Source organism: Amycolatopsis pigmentata, from assembly GCF_042684065.1.
Taxonomy (GTDB): Bacteria; Actinomycetota; Actinomycetes; order Mycobacteriales; family Pseudonocardiaceae; genus Amycolatopsis_E; species Amycolatopsis_E pigmentata.
The window spans coordinates 355,089-371,053 of record NZ_JBHUKR010000004.1; the positions used below are offsets into that span (position 1 = coordinate 355,089).

The window sequence follows — 15,965 nt, forward strand, 5'->3', positions numbered from 1 at the left end:
TCGATGCGGTCGCGTGTTTAGGGCCCGTAGAAGCCTGGCGCGCAGCCGACTCCGCCGTTCCACCAGGCGTAGACCACGCGCCATCTGATGCCGGGCTGGATGTTGTGCAGGCCGGGGCCGACACAGTAATGGTGGATGCCGAAGAAGACATCCTGAACGTCGAGCATCACCGTGGACCCGCTGCCGTTATCGCAGTGGCGGTATTGGCCCATCGGGATATAGCCGCACTGGTCGTCCCGCGCTTGGCCGGGTGCTGCAACGGCCGTTCCTCCGTTGACGAGTAGTCCGCTGAGCGCGAGCAGCCCAACAAGGATACCGGTGACAAGCCGGGCGGCTGAACGTTTCTTTGTTCGCATATGCCACTCCCTGAAAACGATTTATCGGGTGGTTCCGCCGAAGTGGCGGTTCCGCTGATGCAAGAAGACTTTCGCACGAAATAGAGCATGCGGGGAGAAGGCTCGTTCGCCCTGCGCTTGGAAAACCGGTGTCATTTCAGGAAAATCCGGAAGGCGCGCACTCGCACGGGTACGCCGTTCGCGGATTATGCGGTGAGGTTGAGAGTGACCAATGTGGCGTGCGCGTGGAGGGCACGGTGGTCATGCAGCTCGCCGAAGATGCGGATCGCTTCGTCGACCGCCTCACGGGCGGCGGCGCATTGTCCGAGCGAGGCGAGCGCTTGCCCGCGGACGAGTTGGGTGTCGGCTTCGCCCCAGCGCTCGCGGGTGGCGCGGCGCAGGGTCAATGCGTGGTCAAGGTGAACGAGGGCGTCGCGGGCCTCGCCGTGTCCGAGGTGGAGAAGTCCGAGCTGGTAGTGCGCCCGCGACTCCAGCGGGCGTACCCCGAGTTTCTGTGCGCACCGCAGTGCTTCGGCCGCGACGGTGAGTGCCTCATCGTGCTGGTCGAGGTGCTCCAGAGCGATCGCGAGGCCAGGTTGGACGATGGCTACGCCCAGCGGCCAGTGGATGCGGAAATGAGCAAGTGCACACAGGAAAAGCTCGTACGCTTCCTCGTGCTCGCCCAGAGAATTCAGGCACTCCCCCAGCGCGAAGTCGGTCCAGGCACGACCCCGATCGTCCTCATTGTCGGCATGCAGTCGTGCCGCTTTACGAAGATGGCATACGGCGTCCCGATCACGCCCCAGTTCATGAAGCACCCAGCCAAGCCCCTGAAGGCACCAGGCCGTGCCGACCTCGTCATTTTCCCGTCGCGCGACGGTCAAGGCATTCGCGGTGAGATCGAGAAACGGCTGCCATTGCTTGGACAAATACAGGTAGGGCCAGAAGAGCACGGCGAGCTTCCACACCGGGACTCCTCCGTGCTCCACGCCCCTCCGAACCAGGGCGAGCACGCTGGCAAGTTCGGCCTCGTACCAGGAGATCGCGTCCTGGTAGCTATCAAGAGGTTTCCCACCGACAACGTCGACCGCCTCGCCGGTCGAGCCGGGTATGAGCGCGTCGCTCGCTGCAGCAGCGGCGCTGAGGTACCAGGAAAACAGGCGGTGCCAGGCTCGCTCACGTCCTTCGGCGGATTCCTCAGCGCACGCCCGCTCGGTGGCATAGACCCGCAGCAAGCCATGCAATCGGACCCTGCCGTCGCGAGCGGTCTCGACAAGGTGCGCCTCCACCAACCTGGCCACGCTCTCGCGCGCGGTCCCGATTTCAACGTCGGCGAGGGCGGCAACCGCGGCGATGTCGAGAACTGGACAGGGCTGCGCAGCCAGCAACCGCCACGTGCGCGCCACGGCCGGCGAGAGCATCCGGTAGCTGACGTCGATCACGCTGCGCACGCTGAGGTCAGCGGAGGCGAGGACGTTCAAGCGGGTGCCCTCAGGCTCCAACTCCTCGGCCAGTTGCCGCAGTGTGAGGTGCGGACGCGCGGCCAACTGCTCACCGGCCAGGCGCAACGCCAGCGGAAGCCGCCCGCACCGGTCGGCAATCAGTTCGACAGCCTGAGGCTCGGCATCGATGCGGGCCTTCCCCGCGAGACGACCGAGCAGACGACGTGCGTCCGCCGGCGGCAGTGGGCCAAGCCGGATCGAGGCGGAGCCAGTAGCAACGGCCAGGTCGGGTAGGTGCCGTCGGCTGGTGAGGACGACGGCACAGGACTGCCCGGGCAACAACGCTCTCACAGGTTCGGCCGTGGTGGCGTCGTCCAACACGAGCAGGACCGGGTTGGCGGCCGTGACCGACCGGAACAACGACCCCAGTTCCTCCACCGTGGCGGCGCTCAGCACTTCCTGCGGAAGCCCGAGAGCCGTAAGGAACCAATGCAGCACTGTCTGGGGCCCGTCGGCGGCAAGGTGGCCGCCGAGGTCAGCGAACAGGCACCCACCGGGAAACCGTTCCGCCGCGGTCGCCGCCCACCGCACGGCCAACGTGGTCTTCCCGACGCCGGGTGCGCCCTCGATCGTCACGATCTTCGCTGCGCGTCGGCCTGGATCGAGGAGGAGTTCATCCAGCGTGCGCAGTTGCTCGTCACGTCCGACGAACTCGCCCGTCACGGTGGGCAGTTGCACTGGCCGTGGCAACCGTGGACCGTCCGCGCTGGTGTGAAGGAACTTCTCCAGGAGCCCGTCAGCCGCGAGCGCCGTATCCAACCGCCGGACCAGGTCGGTCGACGGCGCCCTCTGGCCGTGCGCCACCTTCCACACAAACGACGTCGAGTAGCCGACCGCGGAGGCCAACGCCGTCCACGTCAGTCCGCTCCGCGCCCGCAACCGGTGAAGCTCGGCGGCAAACCCGGTGGCCTCCATGCCCGATCTCCCCTCGCTCGGCGTGCGCTCCCCGTTGGGCGACGTCCCGGCAAAGCACGAGTACCAGGGCACTGACCACTGAGGACAAGGTAAGCACCCACTGAGTTCGGGCTCAGTGGGTTAACTTTCACCCTCCTGGGCGGTCCCGGTGCCTGGCGCACCTTCGCGTCCGGGCGCGTCGCGGAGCGGCGGGCTCCGGGCCGTGGTAAGTGATCGGTATGACTGAGGGGTCTGAGGGGTGGGACGTTCCGTATCGCGTGGCAGCGCTCGAGGTGATCGAGCTCCTGCGACGCAAATGGACAATCGCGATACTGGCAGAACTCGCCGTCGGCGAAGTCCAGTACAAGGACCTACGAGCGGCGATCAACGCGGTCGAAGCGCGCGTCGGGTGGAGCTCGCATCACAAACCGCTCAGCGACCGCGTCTTCAGCGACACCCTGCAAGAGGCCCAAGACAACGGCCTCATCGAGCGCCGTGCCGAGGCCGGTCACTTCGGCAATCTGGCCTGGTACCGACTCACCGCGACCGGCCGCTCGTTGCTGCGCGCGATCCGACCGCTCGCCGAATGGGGCCAGCAACACCGCTACACGCTGCGCCGGCTTCAGCCCGGAGCCGAATAGCCAGCCGTATCAGTTCCGGAGCGGGGTCTTCCCATCTGATTGCACGGCACGCACGCAGTCACGTCCGGAGTCCTTGGCCAGGAACATCGCGTTGTCCGCCGCCATCAGCACCTCATGCAGATCGTGCCCGTGATCCGGATACAAGGCAGCGCCGATGGAGACGGTCAACCGCAGTCCATCGACCGTGCGACCGGTGGACGGGTCGCACACGCTCACACCGCGCACGGCCGCGCAGATGCGCTCGGCCACCTGTGTCGCCTGTTCGACGGACGTCTCCGGCAGCAGAACGACGAACTCCTCCCCACCGAACCGGCCGCACAGGTCATAGCGGCGAACCCCCCGGCTCAGCTCATCCGCGACCGCTCGTAGTACCTCATCGCCGAACTCGTGCGAGAACGTGTCGTTGATCCGCTTGAAGTGGTCCAGATCAATCATCAGCACAGCCGTCGTTCCGCCCGTGCCGACTGCCCGGGCAAGTTCGGCATTGGCGAGCGAGTACCAACTGGCCGCGTTGAGCAGTCCGGTCTTGCCGTCGGTCGTGGCGGCGTGCTCAAGCTGGCGGATCAACACCGCCCTCGTCAGTACGAACAGCGGAGGCAGCACGAACGCGACAGCCCAGGAGTGCCCCTCCAGCAACACGGCAGTAAGAGCACCTACGCAGAGGGTGGCGCCTTCCAGACTGTTCTCGCTCCACGTGCCCAGCAAACGCCGCAGCGAGTGATCCTCCTGCGTGAGCGCGATCGCCGCGGCGACCAACCCCGAGTTCACGGACCAATAACCGACGAGGACCCCGAGCAGACCGAGCAACGAAACGGGGCGGTCCAGTGACAACGGGTACGCCGGCAATACCGTCGTCAAAGCCGCTGCTGCACAGCACGACAACGAAACCGCGCTCGCGTTGAAAACCGTCCGATACGCCGCGACCTGGACCCGCCGCCAACTCCGCAGCCAGAGGTGGAGGTACAGCACGCCGGCAGTCACCGTGGCCAGCAGCGGGGTTGTCACTACCGCGGCCGCCAGTGTCCACACCGAACTCATGTTCACGTGCGGGGTATCCGCGAAGCGGCGCCTCATCCGCTCCACATGACGAGTTGCCTCCGCAGCGACCAACCCCAAGCCCACGATCACGCCGAAAAGCACCACGTCCCGTTCATCCGGCGGTCGAACCACCGCGAAGATCGCCGTAACCACCACGGCCGCGATCTCGACTCCCAAGACGAACACGACCACTCGACAACGCAGAGTCCACAACGTCCACCCACTCGGGTGGTGATGCCTCCCGCTCATACTGGATACGCTGCGCGCCGGTCTCCCTTCGTAGCCATGAGAGGCACCGTCCGCAGCCGAACCGGCCACACCATCCGGCCGCTGGGAGGAGGTGGCAGCCATGCGCAACAAGGACTGGTGACCACACTCCGATGGTTCGCCTTCGACCGCACGCCGAAGGCGAACCGCACGCCACCCGACGTGCGCAGCCAGGGCTACCGCAAGAACCAGGTACCCCGGCATGGCGACGACACGAAAAGGGCCGACGAACTGGACAATCGCGTCGGCTCCGGGAATCGTGAACTCTTGCGCCAGCACATACGTGTTCATCGGGCCACCAACCCGACCGCTGCAGCGCTGCATACATCGTCGAGCGCGGCTCCGGTCTTCGTCGCGACCGCCCCTCCGGCCATCTCCCCTCCTGAACCACTCATCCGGCCACCCGCCTCAACGGACCAGCAGCCCTCCCCTCATGTAGAGTAACCGTCCGGACGCGCTCCGTCACTACTGAAGCGCTGCGGCCTCGATACAGGAGCGGCAACTGCGGCACGCAGCCGTGCACGTGTAGCACGAGGCGCAGCGTTACCCACGTTGTGAAGACCCGTCCCAAAAATCCTCACCATGCGCTGATTTCTTGCACGCAGTCCATAAATCCAGCAAGCTCTACCAAAAGAACAGGTTCAACCTCCTCCCCCGCAAATAGTCCCAGGTAACGCGCTTCGTTTTTCTCAACAGGAGAAATAGTCACCCGCGCCGGGCTGTCCCCCACGATCCCGTCTACGGCAACCCCTGGGTACTTGTCGCCACGGCAGCCGAACCGTTCGCTACTGGACAAACCTTTCCTCGTTTGCCGTTGACCCTGGTCGACGACGAACGTCCCCTTGGACCGGACCGTGATCACAAGCCCTCGCTCGCGGAGCAGCCTGATCGCGTGTCGTGCGGTGCCAAGCGAGACGCCGTATTCGGCGACCATGTCGAGTTCAGGAGGAAATCGCTTGTTCGGACGAAACTCTCCAGACGTGATCCGACCTGTGAGGTGATCAGCCAATTTCACATACATGTATCGGGGCCCGCCGTCGTCCGTCAAACGGACAACTGGCTCGCGCTCCTCTGTGCCATGCTCGCTCATCGGCGTCGACCTCGCACGGGCTCCCAACCGTTCGCTGAGTTCAAACGAACAGCCACTCGCCTGGGCCCTCGGCGACGAGCAATTATTTGGACGCGATTCCGTAAGGAGTCCGCCAAGACGAGTAGAACAAACAAGGACCCGGCGACGGACGCCAGCAGAAGCAACTCCATTGACACTCCTTGGTACGTTTGGTTCAAATTGGTACACGGCCAGTGTCAATGTGTACTGAACACCCCAGAGCAGGCAATGACCTGTTCGGGTTGTCTGGAAAGACACCATATGTCTCGATCGGTACTCTTCGGCACATGCCGAGGACCACAGGGGGCAGAGGCGGTCAAGAGTTGGCCAGCGTTCTCCGCGCGCAGTGGGGACCACGGCGGAACACCATGACGATGCGCAAGCTCGCGGAGCTGATCGGGGTTTCACACGCGACGGTGAGCCGGTGGTTCAACGGCATCGCCGTTCCGGACGTCGATCAGGTCTCCGCCGTACTGACCCACCTCGGGGTCAACGGCGACGAGCGGACGAAGATTCTTAACCTGGCCATCCGGGCGGCGGCCGCCCCTGCGGACATCGCCGAAACGAACAACAGCCCGGCCCAGTTCAAGGAACTCCTGACACTGGAGCGGACGGCTCATACCGTCGTGGAGTGGTCACCTCTGCTCGTTCCAGAGCTGCTCCGCACCGCTAACTACGGACGCGCCACAGTCGCCGGCGAGGCGCCGACCTTGAAGGACGCCGAGGTCGACCATCTGACAACCCTCATGCTGGGGCGCCAGAACGCCATCACCCGGGAAGACCCCGTTCGGCTGACCGCCTTCGTAGGCGTCGCCGCCGTCATCAGCCGCATCGGTGGCCAAGCCACGATGGCCGGGCAGTTGCGGTACCTCCTTACCGCCTCTCGACTCGAGGCGGTAACCGTGCGATTGGTGCCTATCGAGACCGACTGGCATGGCGGCCTGTTGGGCCCCTTCTCCATATACGAGCGCGGCGAACTGCCGACGGTCATTCGCATCAAGCGCTATCACGACACGGCGTTTGCGCACGATCCAAATGTCGCGCAGGAATACCGAAAAATCGCCAAAGAGCTGGGCTCGATCGCGATGAGTCCAGACCAGTCACGCGACTGCCTCAACACCGTAATCAACGAATTGTGACGAACACGGAAGTCAACGAGACCAACGACCGGCCGAACAGATGCCAGCAAGGGGTCTCAACTGGGCACTCGCCTGGCCCACTGGACGAAGTGGCTGGCTGGATGTCGATGAGCCGACGGTTTCAGCACGCCGCTATCACCCGAGAGTCGGGGACACTGCGAGCGACTGCTGACAGCACGCCAACACGCGGACGTCCAGCCCGAACCATCAGCCGAGCAGCGAAGACTAGTCAACCTTGCCAAACACGTCCACCTCTGCGTGATCGATCCGCTACCGTAGGCTCCGCGGTGCGGTATGCCGCGGCGTGCCGCGCGGTCGAGTGCAGAGGGGAGCGACCATTGGCACCGGCAGGATGGCTCAGCGATGTCAACTTTTTGATCAAGGACGACCAGCGTGCGCCGAACAGCCTGGCCAATGCCGTTGGCGCCTCACCCGGCACAGGCGCAGGCGTGTCCAGCCAGGGTTTCAGCCTGACCCGCGACGAAGCCGAGAACATGGTTCGCCAGGCCGGGGCTGTGCTCAGTGATATCGACGCCATGCTCCGTAAGGCTGAAACCCTGACCAGGGTCACTCCGCCGGCGCAGGACCCGGCGAGCATCACGTTCAACACCCAGTTGGTCGGCAACGGACGAGACGCCGGCGCGTTCGGCTACGGGCGAGGGCATCTCGAGCGGGAACGGGGTTACCTCGCTGAGCTGGTGCAACGTCTCAACGAGGCCCTCGGCAACACAACGGCGAGCGATCACGCAGCCACCAGCACCCTCGACCACGCCACCGACAATGGGATCGCCTAATGACTCGAACCTCCCCCGTCTGGCTGCTTGCGGTGACCGCAATGGTCCTCGCGGGCTGCAGTAGCGATCCGGGCGCAGGCGGTTCCCCGTCTTCAACCCCGCCAGCATCCCCGACCGCTGACAGCACGCCTCCCTACGCCGGAGCACCGAAAGTCGCCACCCCGCTCCCGGTGTCCCTCCTCTCTGGTGACCCGTGCACGACTGCCCTGACCACCGACCAGACCAAAACGATCTTCGGCCAGGTCGAGCAGGGTAAGCGGAGCGACAACGGCGCTCTCGGGCCAACCTGTGAGTGGAGCAATCTGGACACGGGCGCCGGACTGTCGGTCCTCTATGACTCGACGCACGACGGACTGAGTTCTGTCTACCGCGGCACCAAGCCACGAGCCATCGTGTGGCGCGAGACCTCGGTGCAAGGCTTCCCTGCGGCAGTGCATTTAACTGACCAGGGCGGCTCCAAAGACGCGTTCTGCGCTGTCACCGTCGGCACCGCGGACAGCGCCTCGGTCGATGTCGGTCTCACGCTCAGCCGGGCCAAGGTGGGCAAGTCCGATCCCTGCACGGTCGACCTCCAGATCGCCGACATGGTCATCGGGAACCTGCAGCACAAGGCGGGTTCATAAATGGGCATGTTCGACTGGATAGGCGACGCCGCGAAAGCTGTCGTGCACGGCGTCGAAAACGCCGCCGACTGGGTCGGTGACCGCGTCAGCGACGTCGAACATTGGTTCGGCGACTTGTTCACCGGCGACCTCGGGACCCAAGCGATGTCCGTGCCTGAGGTCGTCCAGAAGGTCAAGGCCAGTCAGGGAGCCACGGATTGGCACGGCAGCGCCGGCGTGGCCACCGACCTGGCCGGCGACCACCGAGCGGTGGCGACCCAAATTCAGAACATCAGCAGCGGACTGGAATCGGTCTGGACCGGCAGCGGCGCCGACGCCGCGCAAGCCAAACTCAAGCCCCTCCGAGATGTCGCCGACTCCGCAGCGCAGACCTTCACCGCCAACTCAACCCACGTCACCGGCATCGCCTCGGGCTTCGACGAGATGAAGCGCTCCCTCACCCCGATTCCGTCGTCTCCGCCGCACAAGAACCTCTGGGACGTCGTGACTCCCTGGAGCACCGACACCGAGGACCAGATCAACCAGTACAACGCGCAAATCCAAGAGAACCTCAACCGCTACAACGCCTACTCCCACCAAGCGCAGGACGCTGGCCACCAGCTCACGGTCGACTACGGCCAGATCGGCACCTTCGACGGCAACGTCACCTTGGCCGCCCAGAGCACCACCGGCACCACAAACCACCCGGCGCCCGGATCCGGTAGCAACGACCACGCCCTATCCCGGCTGGATGCACCATCCCCCACGGTGCACCCGACCGGCGGTCCGGCCACGCCATCCGCTGCGGGCCCCGGTGTCATCTCCGGCCACGGCCGACTGCCGGAAACGGACAGCACTACCTCCTCGGCGTCCTTCCCTGCCGGACCGGCGCCGACCGGGCCCGGAACAAGCGGCTATGGCATACCAGGACCGAACGGACCTGCGCCCACCGCGGACGGCCTCGCCGTACTCGGCGGCCCTGGAATAGGAACGGCCGGCGGACTTGGCGGACCCGACTCCGGCTCCGGCCGAGGCGGCAACGCTGGCCGAGGCGCTCTGGAAACCGGCCAACCAGGGGCAGGAAACCGCACGGGCGCCGCCCCACGCACCGCGCCGGGCGCCATCACAGCCGCGGAAAAGGCCACGGTCATGGGTCGAGGCAACACCACCGGCATGGGCACCGCCGGCGCCGGCGCTGGGCGAGGCAAAGACGACGAGGACAAAGAGCACAACCGCAAGTACGGACTCGAGGACGACTCACTGTTTGCCGACCACAGCGACGGCCTGATCGACCCCGAGACCGGAATGCGGGTCACCCCACCGACCATCGGCGGCTGAGGGCGAAGGTAGATAACCCGTGACGGTCATCGACCGACCACTGCGACTCCCCCGACTAGCCTTCCTGACCGCCTGGGAACTCCAGGGCTTGGGCACCCCGCACCCCATCGTCGGCGTCAACGATCTCTACCTCACCGACGAGTTCCGCGCAGACATCCTCCGGCGCACCCTCGCCCGGCTGACCGACCTCGATCTGGCCACCCCAAACGGACTGAAACCAGCCCTGCAACACACCCTCACCACGATCGCCTCCGCCACCCGCGAGCTCTACGCCTGGAGCAGCTTCCGCAACGGTGACACCGGCGCCATCCTCCTCGCGAGCCGCGGCGACCACGCAGTCCGCCTCATCACCGACGGCACAGCCATACACCTGGATCCCATCGACCCCAACCAGCTCACCCAGCACTTCGTCGAGACCTTGCCCGACGTTCCGGGCGCGCGAGTCCGCCCCATCACGATCACCAACACCGACTACAACGGCGATCGTGACCGTGGGGACCCGCTCGCCGAACCGAACGTCGCTGAACAGCAGGCCGCTTACCTGCGAGAGCTGATGCGGACCGAACGTGACGCGGTGCACCAGATGTATGCCGCGGTCCGCGACAGCCAGGACGTACGCCACCGCAGCGTGCCGATCTCCGCCATCGACTTGTCCCATCGCGGCCGGGTTGTGACCTTCCTGAGCGATGGAGACGGTGGGCCGGACGCCATAAATCTCGTCTCTGGCACCCCGACCAAGTTGATCTCCGTGCTGAAAGCGACGCTCAGCGGGTTGTGAGCTCACTCGATGGCCATAGGCCGTGCGCGGCGAGGTCGGCAGAGCGCTACAAACTCTCACAGACCAAGTGTCACGCCGAATCGCCGAAGTCAAAAAGCTCGGCAAGGAACCCCTCGGGTTCGCCGGCACCCACTTCCTCGGTGGTTCGTTAGGGCGGTCGTCGGCGCAACCGTCCGGGGCGAGGAACCGGGGTTGCCGTTCGCCGTGGCGTTCTTGGCTTGCGGTCCTGGCCGAGCGCTCGGTAGAGACGTTGGCGTGTGGCGCTGATGACCAGCCGGGCGGGGCGTGTGAGCATGAGGCTGGCGGTCACGGCGACGACGATGGCGCCGGCCACCGCGAACTGCGCCGGGGATTTTACACCGATGACTTGGAGCGCGGCGAAGCCGACGGTAGCGGGAATGGTGATGAGGGTGAACAGGCCGACGGTGGCTTGGACGTGGTAGTCCGTGTCGTCCCGGGCGGTGTGGTTGAACTCGACAATTTCCGCGTTGAGTTGGGTGAACCGGTCGCGGAGATGGTGTTGGTCCTGGTATCCGCTCAACAGTTCGTTCCCGATGCCGTGACGGCTGATGTGCAGCCACCACAAGCGCTGCCGGAAGCGGGTGACCTGCTGTTCCAGTTCAGACATCAGAACGTGGGGTCGGGGGTCGTCGAGGGCGGCTCCGAGTTGCTCTTCCAGGTGGGTAATGGCGTGGTCTTGGAGCATGCCGAGGAGAAGCGCATCGAGATAGACGGTGCGCACATTGGTCTCGGCGAAGCCGAAGAACGTGTCGTCGACGCCGCGGTCTGGCCGGGTCGCCACGAAGGCGGCGCCGTCGCGAAGAACGAGGGCTCTCCAGTCCGCGGATAGACGCAGAGCATGCCCGAGCAGGTCCTGTCGGCTGTTGGGGTCGGGCGGGTAGTCCGTGAAATCGGAGCAAGACGCCAGCGTCCAAAGCCACTGGTCGCCCCGCGGCCAGTGGCGATACGACAGACGCGGAAACAGGAGGGGCAGGCGCTTTCCTTGAGGGCTGACAAAGGCAACGCTGAACGGCTTGGTCGAAAGGTCGGGTTCGGCCTGACCGTCCGCCAGTTCCCGAACGTCGAATGGCGGAGGGTCTGCGCCTCGTCGGCTGGCGATCGCACGCAAGGTGGGCAGTGGCGAACGGCTGTTCCCCCGGATGTGGACGATCAGCCAGCCTTGCTCCGGGTGGTCATGATCGGCGCGGAGGATCTCCATACCGATAGCGGTGACATCGTTGCTGTGGACGGTGAGCCACCGGTGCCACCTCGTCGGGTGGTCCGGACTGCCGTAGAGCAGACGGGTTGCTTTCGGCGAGTGGTAGGTCTGGCGGGCGCTGGCGTCGGCGCGGACGCTGCCGTGCGTCACGGGGAGCGGCCCGACCTCCCAGGTGGGTGTGTCAGCGATTCGCGCGGGATAGATAAACGCCAGCACCTGTCGGGCCAGGGGCATCAACGGTAGAATTCCTCGATTTCTGGCTGATCGAGTCGTATGACATAGCGAGCGTGGGTGGGCTGGTCAGGGTCGAGGAAGAACCGTACCCGTTCTCCGACCCGGATGGTGCGGAAGCCTTCGGTCACGATTTCCATGTAGTTGAACGAGTAGTGCGTCCCAGTTTCCTCGTCACGAACGAAGTAGGTACCCGTGCGCCCTTGCTGACCGCTGCCGAATGGCTGACGTTCTACCACCTCGCCAATCCGCTGGTTGTCGCGTGCGGACTCGTCTGTCAGGTCATGAGTCATGGCAGATCCTCGACACAGCGAAAGCCGACGGCGTTGCTGCTGCCCCGGCGACGGAACAATCCTTTGGACCAGGTTTGCACGGCCCGATAGGGATTGTCGTAAGAGCCACCGCAAATAGCGGCTTCGTTGAGGTCGTCGAATACGGTAGCGGTCCACTCCCACACGTTGCCGGCCATTCCGCGGACTCCGATGGGTGAACGATTGCGACCGTGGTCGTGTACGGACGTCGGCATGGCGTTTCGCAACCCGCCGCGGTCGATGTCGTCCTTCCACGCCTCGTACGTTACGAGCGGTCGTCCGCTCCAGCCGTCGGCGCAGTTCACGGCGTCCAGGTCGACCTCGTCTCCCCAGGGAAACAGTCTCCCGTCATCACCGCGAGCCGCCGCCTCCCATTCCAGCGCGGTCGGGAGACGCTTGCCCTCGAAGCGAGCGAAGGCGTAGGCACTCCACCAGTTGACGCAGATCGCTGGGTGGTCGTCGTACATGGGGTTCTCGTAGTAGTCCGGGTGCTGCAATCGCGCGTACCAGGGGTCGTGGGTATAGTCCGAAGGTTTGTCCGGATGGTCCCAATCCGCTGAGCCGTGTTCAGCAACCGCCGCGAGGAACTGCTTGTACCGGCCCACGGTGACCGGATGCAGGTCGAACCGGACCGGCTTGGCGACGCGTCGAAGCAGGAGGTGATGACTCGGGCCGACCAGGTGGGTGCCGGGTTCCAGTACGCAGTCGTCTCGGCCGACACTGTCGCTGCGGAGGGTGGCATGGTGCAAGAAGGCGCGCACCTGTTCGGTGAGAACTACGCCTTGATCGGACTCGGCAAGTGCATCCCGTGCCTGGCGGTCCCGTAGGTAGGCTGCTGCGAAGAACTCCTGGAAGACCGAGTGCTGCAGGGCAACGGATGTTGCGTCGACGGGATAGAACAGCTTGCGAAGGCGAAACGCCTCAAACTCCAGCCGACTACCCTCAAAGACGTCCATACCGAGTTCATTGCACAGTTCGAGTAGAGTGAACGTGCTTTGGCCGAAGAGAAAACCCCGCCCGAGTACGGCGACAAGCCGTGCTGGATCAGCAATACCCGCGACTTGGACAGTCTGCTCGACGTAGGCGCTGACAAGTTCTTCCAAACGTGGCCCGCTGGCCGGAGCCTGAGACTGGTCAATGGCCAGTCGGAATTCCAACGGGGAGCCCTGCTGTCCCGCCTCACCGGTTACGTCGTGCAGACGTAGCGCGGAAAATTTCGGCAGCCGCAGTGGATCAACTCCGCGCGTATGCAGTTGCTGCACGAGTCGCTCCGATACCAGGGCCCGGCTGTCCAGCAGTTGGCGGACGTGCGGAGAGTCCTCCAAGAACGATACTCGCGAGCTCATCACCACGGCCGACTCCGCAGACAGCACCTGGGCCAATTCGGCGAACAGCGCCAGGAAGCCTTCCAGCGTGTTCTCGGGCACGGCTTCGTCGATACCGTCTAACGCACACAACACGGAGCCCGAGCGGATCAGGTAGTGGAAGACGTCAAAGACCCGGCCACGCTCGACGCGCATGCAACTCGCGAGTGTGCGGGTGACAAACTCGGTGGCGTCTTCCTCGCGGCCCTTCAAGCGTAAGTCGAAGAAGAACCGGTGGCGGCGCGTGGAGGCGACGGAAGACGACGTGACCAACTGCTTGAGCAGGCTACTCTTGCCGCTTCCTGGCCGGCCCACCACCAGTACGTTGGCCGAAGTCGACGCAAAGTCCTCCAACAGGGCTGACGTGTCCCCGACCTCTTCATGGCGGATCTCGCCGGTACGACCGTCCGTCCGTAGAAGATCTCCCGAAATTGCCCGTAACTGTCCACGGTCAGTAGGCAGCCTCGGATGGGCGGTCTCGATCTCCGCGAGATGGCGGTCGATGTCGATGATCGTGGCCAGGAACTCGTCGAAGGTCACCACACGATAGTCATCCCGCCCGAGTACTTCGGTGACGTCGGTTTCTTGACCGTCCTCCAACACCAGGAACCGGGTCATCTTCGGAAGGCGAGTTTCCAGCAATTCGCCCCCGGTCGCCCCCAGGACCTGCTGAAGTTCCGCGATATCACCGGTCAGGAGTAGCTCGACGTATTCACTGCGCACGCCGACTTCGCGACAGAAGAGCTGGTAAACCGTGTGCGCTGAGAGCTCAAACCGCTTGGTCAGCCGGTACCCCATGGTGAGATACAGGCCTGACAAGAACTCGGCGCGTTGCGCCACCGTAGGTGCGAGCCGCGGCGCGGCGCCGGTGAGCGCCTCACTGCCAGTATTCGTGAACCACACCAATACCTCCAGCAACCGGCGCACAGACATCAAGGCATCTTCTTCCGCGACCTGATAGCCGTCGTGTGCGGAACGATTGCGGAGTCGCTGAATGTCTCCCAACGCATCCAGCACTGACGGGCCCCGCAGGTAGGGACGACAACCTCTGATCAACTCCCCCAACGACTTCGACCCAGGATCGCCGTTGACGTTGTGATGCCGCCAAAGCTGCTTCAGCAGTCTCTCCGTGATCTTACCGACCCACGAGATGGCGTTTTCCGGATACCCATCACCCAACGACTGGATAGGACGTTCGAAGTCCAGCCCCAGGTGTCGCGCGATGCGCGTGTGATCACCAAGTTCGGTCTTCAACCGGGTCAAACGCTCATCCAGATACTGATTCAATGCACCGTCCCCAACACGAACGCGAACCGGTCAACGAACTTGACCCATTCACCTGGATGCCCGCGGCGGATCTCCTCCACGCCCGCCGCGAGCTCGTCGTCACTGAACGTCGAGAGCAGAGACATGTACCGGTTGTTGACCATTTCCACGTATCGCTGCGTCGACAACATCAGCGGAAAACCATCGTAAGTCAACTCCACATTCAAGCCCGCCTCACGCATCGCCGCCGCCACACCCTCGGGGTCCGGTTGCAGCGACTGGAACCGCTCGCGCGCGGCCTGAAACAAGGGATAGTCAATCCTGGTCGGCAACATCACCACCAACAGCCGGCCACCTGGCGCGAGCAGCGTGGACAACCCACGAATCACGCCCGCCCGGTCGACCACATGGTGAATGGCTTCCTTGACCAATACCGCGTCATAGCGCGAACCCGGCAAGTCCACTTGGCTCGCGGCGACTTCCTCCGCCGAGGCCAGCACACGCACAAGCCGGGGATCATCCGGAATCTGCGCGAGCATCCCCTGCGAGGGATCCACGCAGGTCACACTCTCCGCTCGGTCCACCAACCGTCGGGCATACAGGCCCGTCCCACACCCGATATCAACTACTCGATCGCCAGCACCGATGCGGAGCCTCTGATCGATGGCCTCAGTCATCCAAGACAGGAAGTCTTCGCTGTACGCCCAGTTCTCGTCATAGGTCGCGGCCAGCCGGTCGTAATGCGTCCGAGCATCCCCACCCACGAACGACGTCCCCCGTTCAGTTACGACGCGATCACACAACGCTAACGCAACACGAGGCACCACGCCAGCACCGGCGCGCCCCACGCACCAAGCCTTGACGCCTACTGCGCCAGTCCGGTCAGTTCAGAATCCCCCCGTCGCGCGATAACGCCACGTCAAGAACTGCATCATAGAAGGACTCCCGCGCCCGGTGGTTCAGATCGACAGGCGGAGCAGAACCGGGTCGGCCGCACTCCACCGCGGCAGAGCAAGTTGGTCTCTAACCTTTCGCCAGGCAAGTTGACTCGGCCGCTAATTGACCAGGCGTCAGTAAAGTGGCTCGGTGAGGTATCAGACCAAAGCGGTGCAGGCCGACGACGGACCGCGTGGCAGGG

The 15,965-nt window shown here is 64.5% G+C and carries 14 protein-coding genes; 6 read left to right on the forward strand and 8 right to left on the reverse strand.

Annotated features, from left to right (window positions below):
* Window positions 1-17: 17 nt before the first annotated feature.
* The gene (locus ACFSXZ_RS03475; protein ID WP_378261128.1) at window positions 18-356 is read right to left on the reverse strand and encodes a DUF6355 family natural product biosynthesis protein; all 339 of its coding nucleotides are present in this window, start codon (window positions 354-356) and stop codon (window positions 18-20) included.
* A gap of 185 nt (window positions 357-541) precedes the next feature.
* A complete protein-coding gene (locus ACFSXZ_RS03480; RefSeq protein WP_378261130.1) occupies window positions 542-2,752 on the reverse strand; it encodes a tetratricopeptide repeat protein in 2,211 nt (736 codons plus the stop codon).
* A 257-nt stretch (window positions 2,753-3,009) separates the two neighbouring features.
* On the opposite strand from ACFSXZ_RS03480, the gene ACFSXZ_RS03485 reads away from it, so the two are divergent.
* A complete protein-coding gene (locus ACFSXZ_RS03485; protein WP_378261132.1) occupies window positions 3,010-3,372 on the forward strand; it encodes a winged helix-turn-helix transcriptional regulator in 363 nt (120 codons plus the stop codon).
* 9 nt (window positions 3,373-3,381) lie between these two features.
* Here the strand turns inward: ACFSXZ_RS03485 and ACFSXZ_RS03490 are convergent, their stop codons facing one another.
* Complete coding sequence (locus ACFSXZ_RS03490; RefSeq protein WP_378261134.1) at window positions 3,382-4,596, reverse strand: GGDEF domain-containing protein; 1,215 nt, start codon at window positions 4,594-4,596, stop codon at window positions 3,382-3,384.
* A 658-nt stretch (window positions 4,597-5,254) separates the two neighbouring features.
* Complete coding sequence (locus ACFSXZ_RS03495; RefSeq protein WP_378261136.1) at window positions 5,255-5,767, reverse strand: GntR family transcriptional regulator; 513 nt, start codon at window positions 5,765-5,767, stop codon at window positions 5,255-5,257.
* 386 nt (window positions 5,768-6,153) lie between these two features.
* Here ACFSXZ_RS03495 and ACFSXZ_RS03500 point away from each other — a divergent pair, with 386 nt between their 5' ends.
* The 5 genes from ACFSXZ_RS03500 (at window position 6,154) to ACFSXZ_RS03520 (ending at window position 10,436) form a co-directional block, all read left to right on the forward strand.
* Window positions 6,154-6,924 carry a helix-turn-helix domain-containing protein gene (locus tag ACFSXZ_RS03500; RefSeq protein ID WP_378261138.1) on the forward strand — a complete coding sequence of 257 codons (771 nt, stop codon included), beginning with the start codon at window positions 6,154-6,156 and terminating at the stop codon, window positions 6,922-6,924.
* A gap of 338 nt (window positions 6,925-7,262) precedes the next feature.
* Complete coding sequence (locus ACFSXZ_RS03505; protein WP_378261140.1) at window positions 7,263-7,718, forward strand: hypothetical protein; 456 nt, start codon at window positions 7,263-7,265, stop codon at window positions 7,716-7,718.
* 41 nt (window positions 7,719-7,759) lie between these two features.
* A complete protein-coding gene (locus ACFSXZ_RS03510) occupies window positions 7,760-8,341 on the forward strand; it encodes a DUF3558 domain-containing protein (RefSeq protein ID WP_378262739.1) in 582 nt (193 codons plus the stop codon).
* On the forward strand, window positions 8,342-9,658 hold the full coding sequence (locus ACFSXZ_RS03515) for a hypothetical protein (RefSeq protein ID WP_378261142.1): 1,317 nt from the start codon (window positions 8,342-8,344) through the stop codon (window positions 9,656-9,658).
* A gap of 19 nt (window positions 9,659-9,677) precedes the next feature.
* Window positions 9,678-10,436 carry an ESX secretion-associated protein EspG gene (locus tag ACFSXZ_RS03520; protein WP_378261144.1) on the forward strand — a complete coding sequence of 253 codons (759 nt, stop codon included), beginning with the start codon at window positions 9,678-9,680 and terminating at the stop codon, window positions 10,434-10,436.
* A gap of 148 nt (window positions 10,437-10,584) precedes the next feature.
* On the opposite strand, the gene ACFSXZ_RS03525 is transcribed toward ACFSXZ_RS03520, so the two are convergent.
* The 4 genes from ACFSXZ_RS03525 to ACFSXZ_RS03540 form a co-directional block, all read right to left on the reverse strand.
* Complete coding sequence (locus ACFSXZ_RS03525; protein ID WP_378261146.1) at window positions 10,585-11,655, reverse strand: hypothetical protein; 1,071 nt, start codon at window positions 11,653-11,655, stop codon at window positions 10,585-10,587.
* Window positions 11,656-11,888: 233 nt separating this feature from the next.
* The gene (locus ACFSXZ_RS03530) at window positions 11,889-12,179 is read right to left on the reverse strand and encodes a hypothetical protein (RefSeq protein ID WP_378261148.1); all 291 of its coding nucleotides are present in this window, start codon (window positions 12,177-12,179) and stop codon (window positions 11,889-11,891) included.
* Window positions 12,176-14,848, reverse strand: a complete 2,673-nt coding sequence (locus tag ACFSXZ_RS03535) for an SUMF1/EgtB/PvdO family nonheme iron enzyme (protein WP_378261150.1) — start codon at window positions 14,846-14,848, stop codon at window positions 12,176-12,178. Before ACFSXZ_RS03535 ends, ACFSXZ_RS03530 begins: the two co-directional genes overlap by 4 nt.
* Window positions 14,845-15,591: a class I SAM-dependent methyltransferase gene (locus ACFSXZ_RS03540; RefSeq protein WP_378261152.1), complete on the reverse strand. Its 747-nt coding sequence runs from the start codon at window positions 15,589-15,591 to the stop codon at window positions 14,845-14,847. Before ACFSXZ_RS03540 ends, ACFSXZ_RS03535 begins: the two co-directional genes overlap by 4 nt.
* Between the last annotated feature and the right edge of the window lie 374 nt (window positions 15,592-15,965).

What these genes read in the sequence shown, in the direction of transcription:
- ACFSXZ_RS03475 (WP_378261128.1), bottom strand. Translation starts at nt 356, where the DNA reads ATGCGAACAAAGAAACGTTCAGCCGCCCGGCTTGTCACCGGTATCCTT.
- ACFSXZ_RS03480 (WP_378261130.1), bottom strand. Translation starts at nt 2,752, where the DNA reads ATGGAGGCCACCGGGTTTGCCGCCGAGCTTCACCGGTTGCGGGCGCGG.
- ACFSXZ_RS03495 (WP_378261136.1), bottom strand. Translation starts at nt 5,767, where the DNA reads ATGAGCGAGCATGGCACAGAGGAGCGCGAGCCAGTTGTCCGTTTGACG.
- ACFSXZ_RS03500 (WP_378261138.1), top strand. Translation starts at nt 6,154, where the DNA reads ATGACGATGCGCAAGCTCGCGGAGCTGATCGGGGTTTCACACGCGACG.
- ACFSXZ_RS03510 (WP_378262739.1), top strand. Translation starts at nt 7,760, where the DNA reads ATGGTCCTCGCGGGCTGCAGTAGCGATCCGGGCGCAGGCGGTTCCCCG.
- ACFSXZ_RS03515 (WP_378261142.1), top strand. Translation starts at nt 8,342, where the DNA reads ATGGGCATGTTCGACTGGATAGGCGACGCCGCGAAAGCTGTCGTGCAC.
- ACFSXZ_RS03525 (WP_378261146.1), bottom strand. Translation starts at nt 11,655, where the DNA reads ATGGAGATCCTCCGCGCCGATCATGACCACCCGGAGCAAGGCTGGCTG.
- ACFSXZ_RS03530 (WP_378261148.1), bottom strand. Translation starts at nt 12,179, where the DNA reads ATGACTCATGACCTGACAGACGAGTCCGCACGCGACAACCAGCGGATT.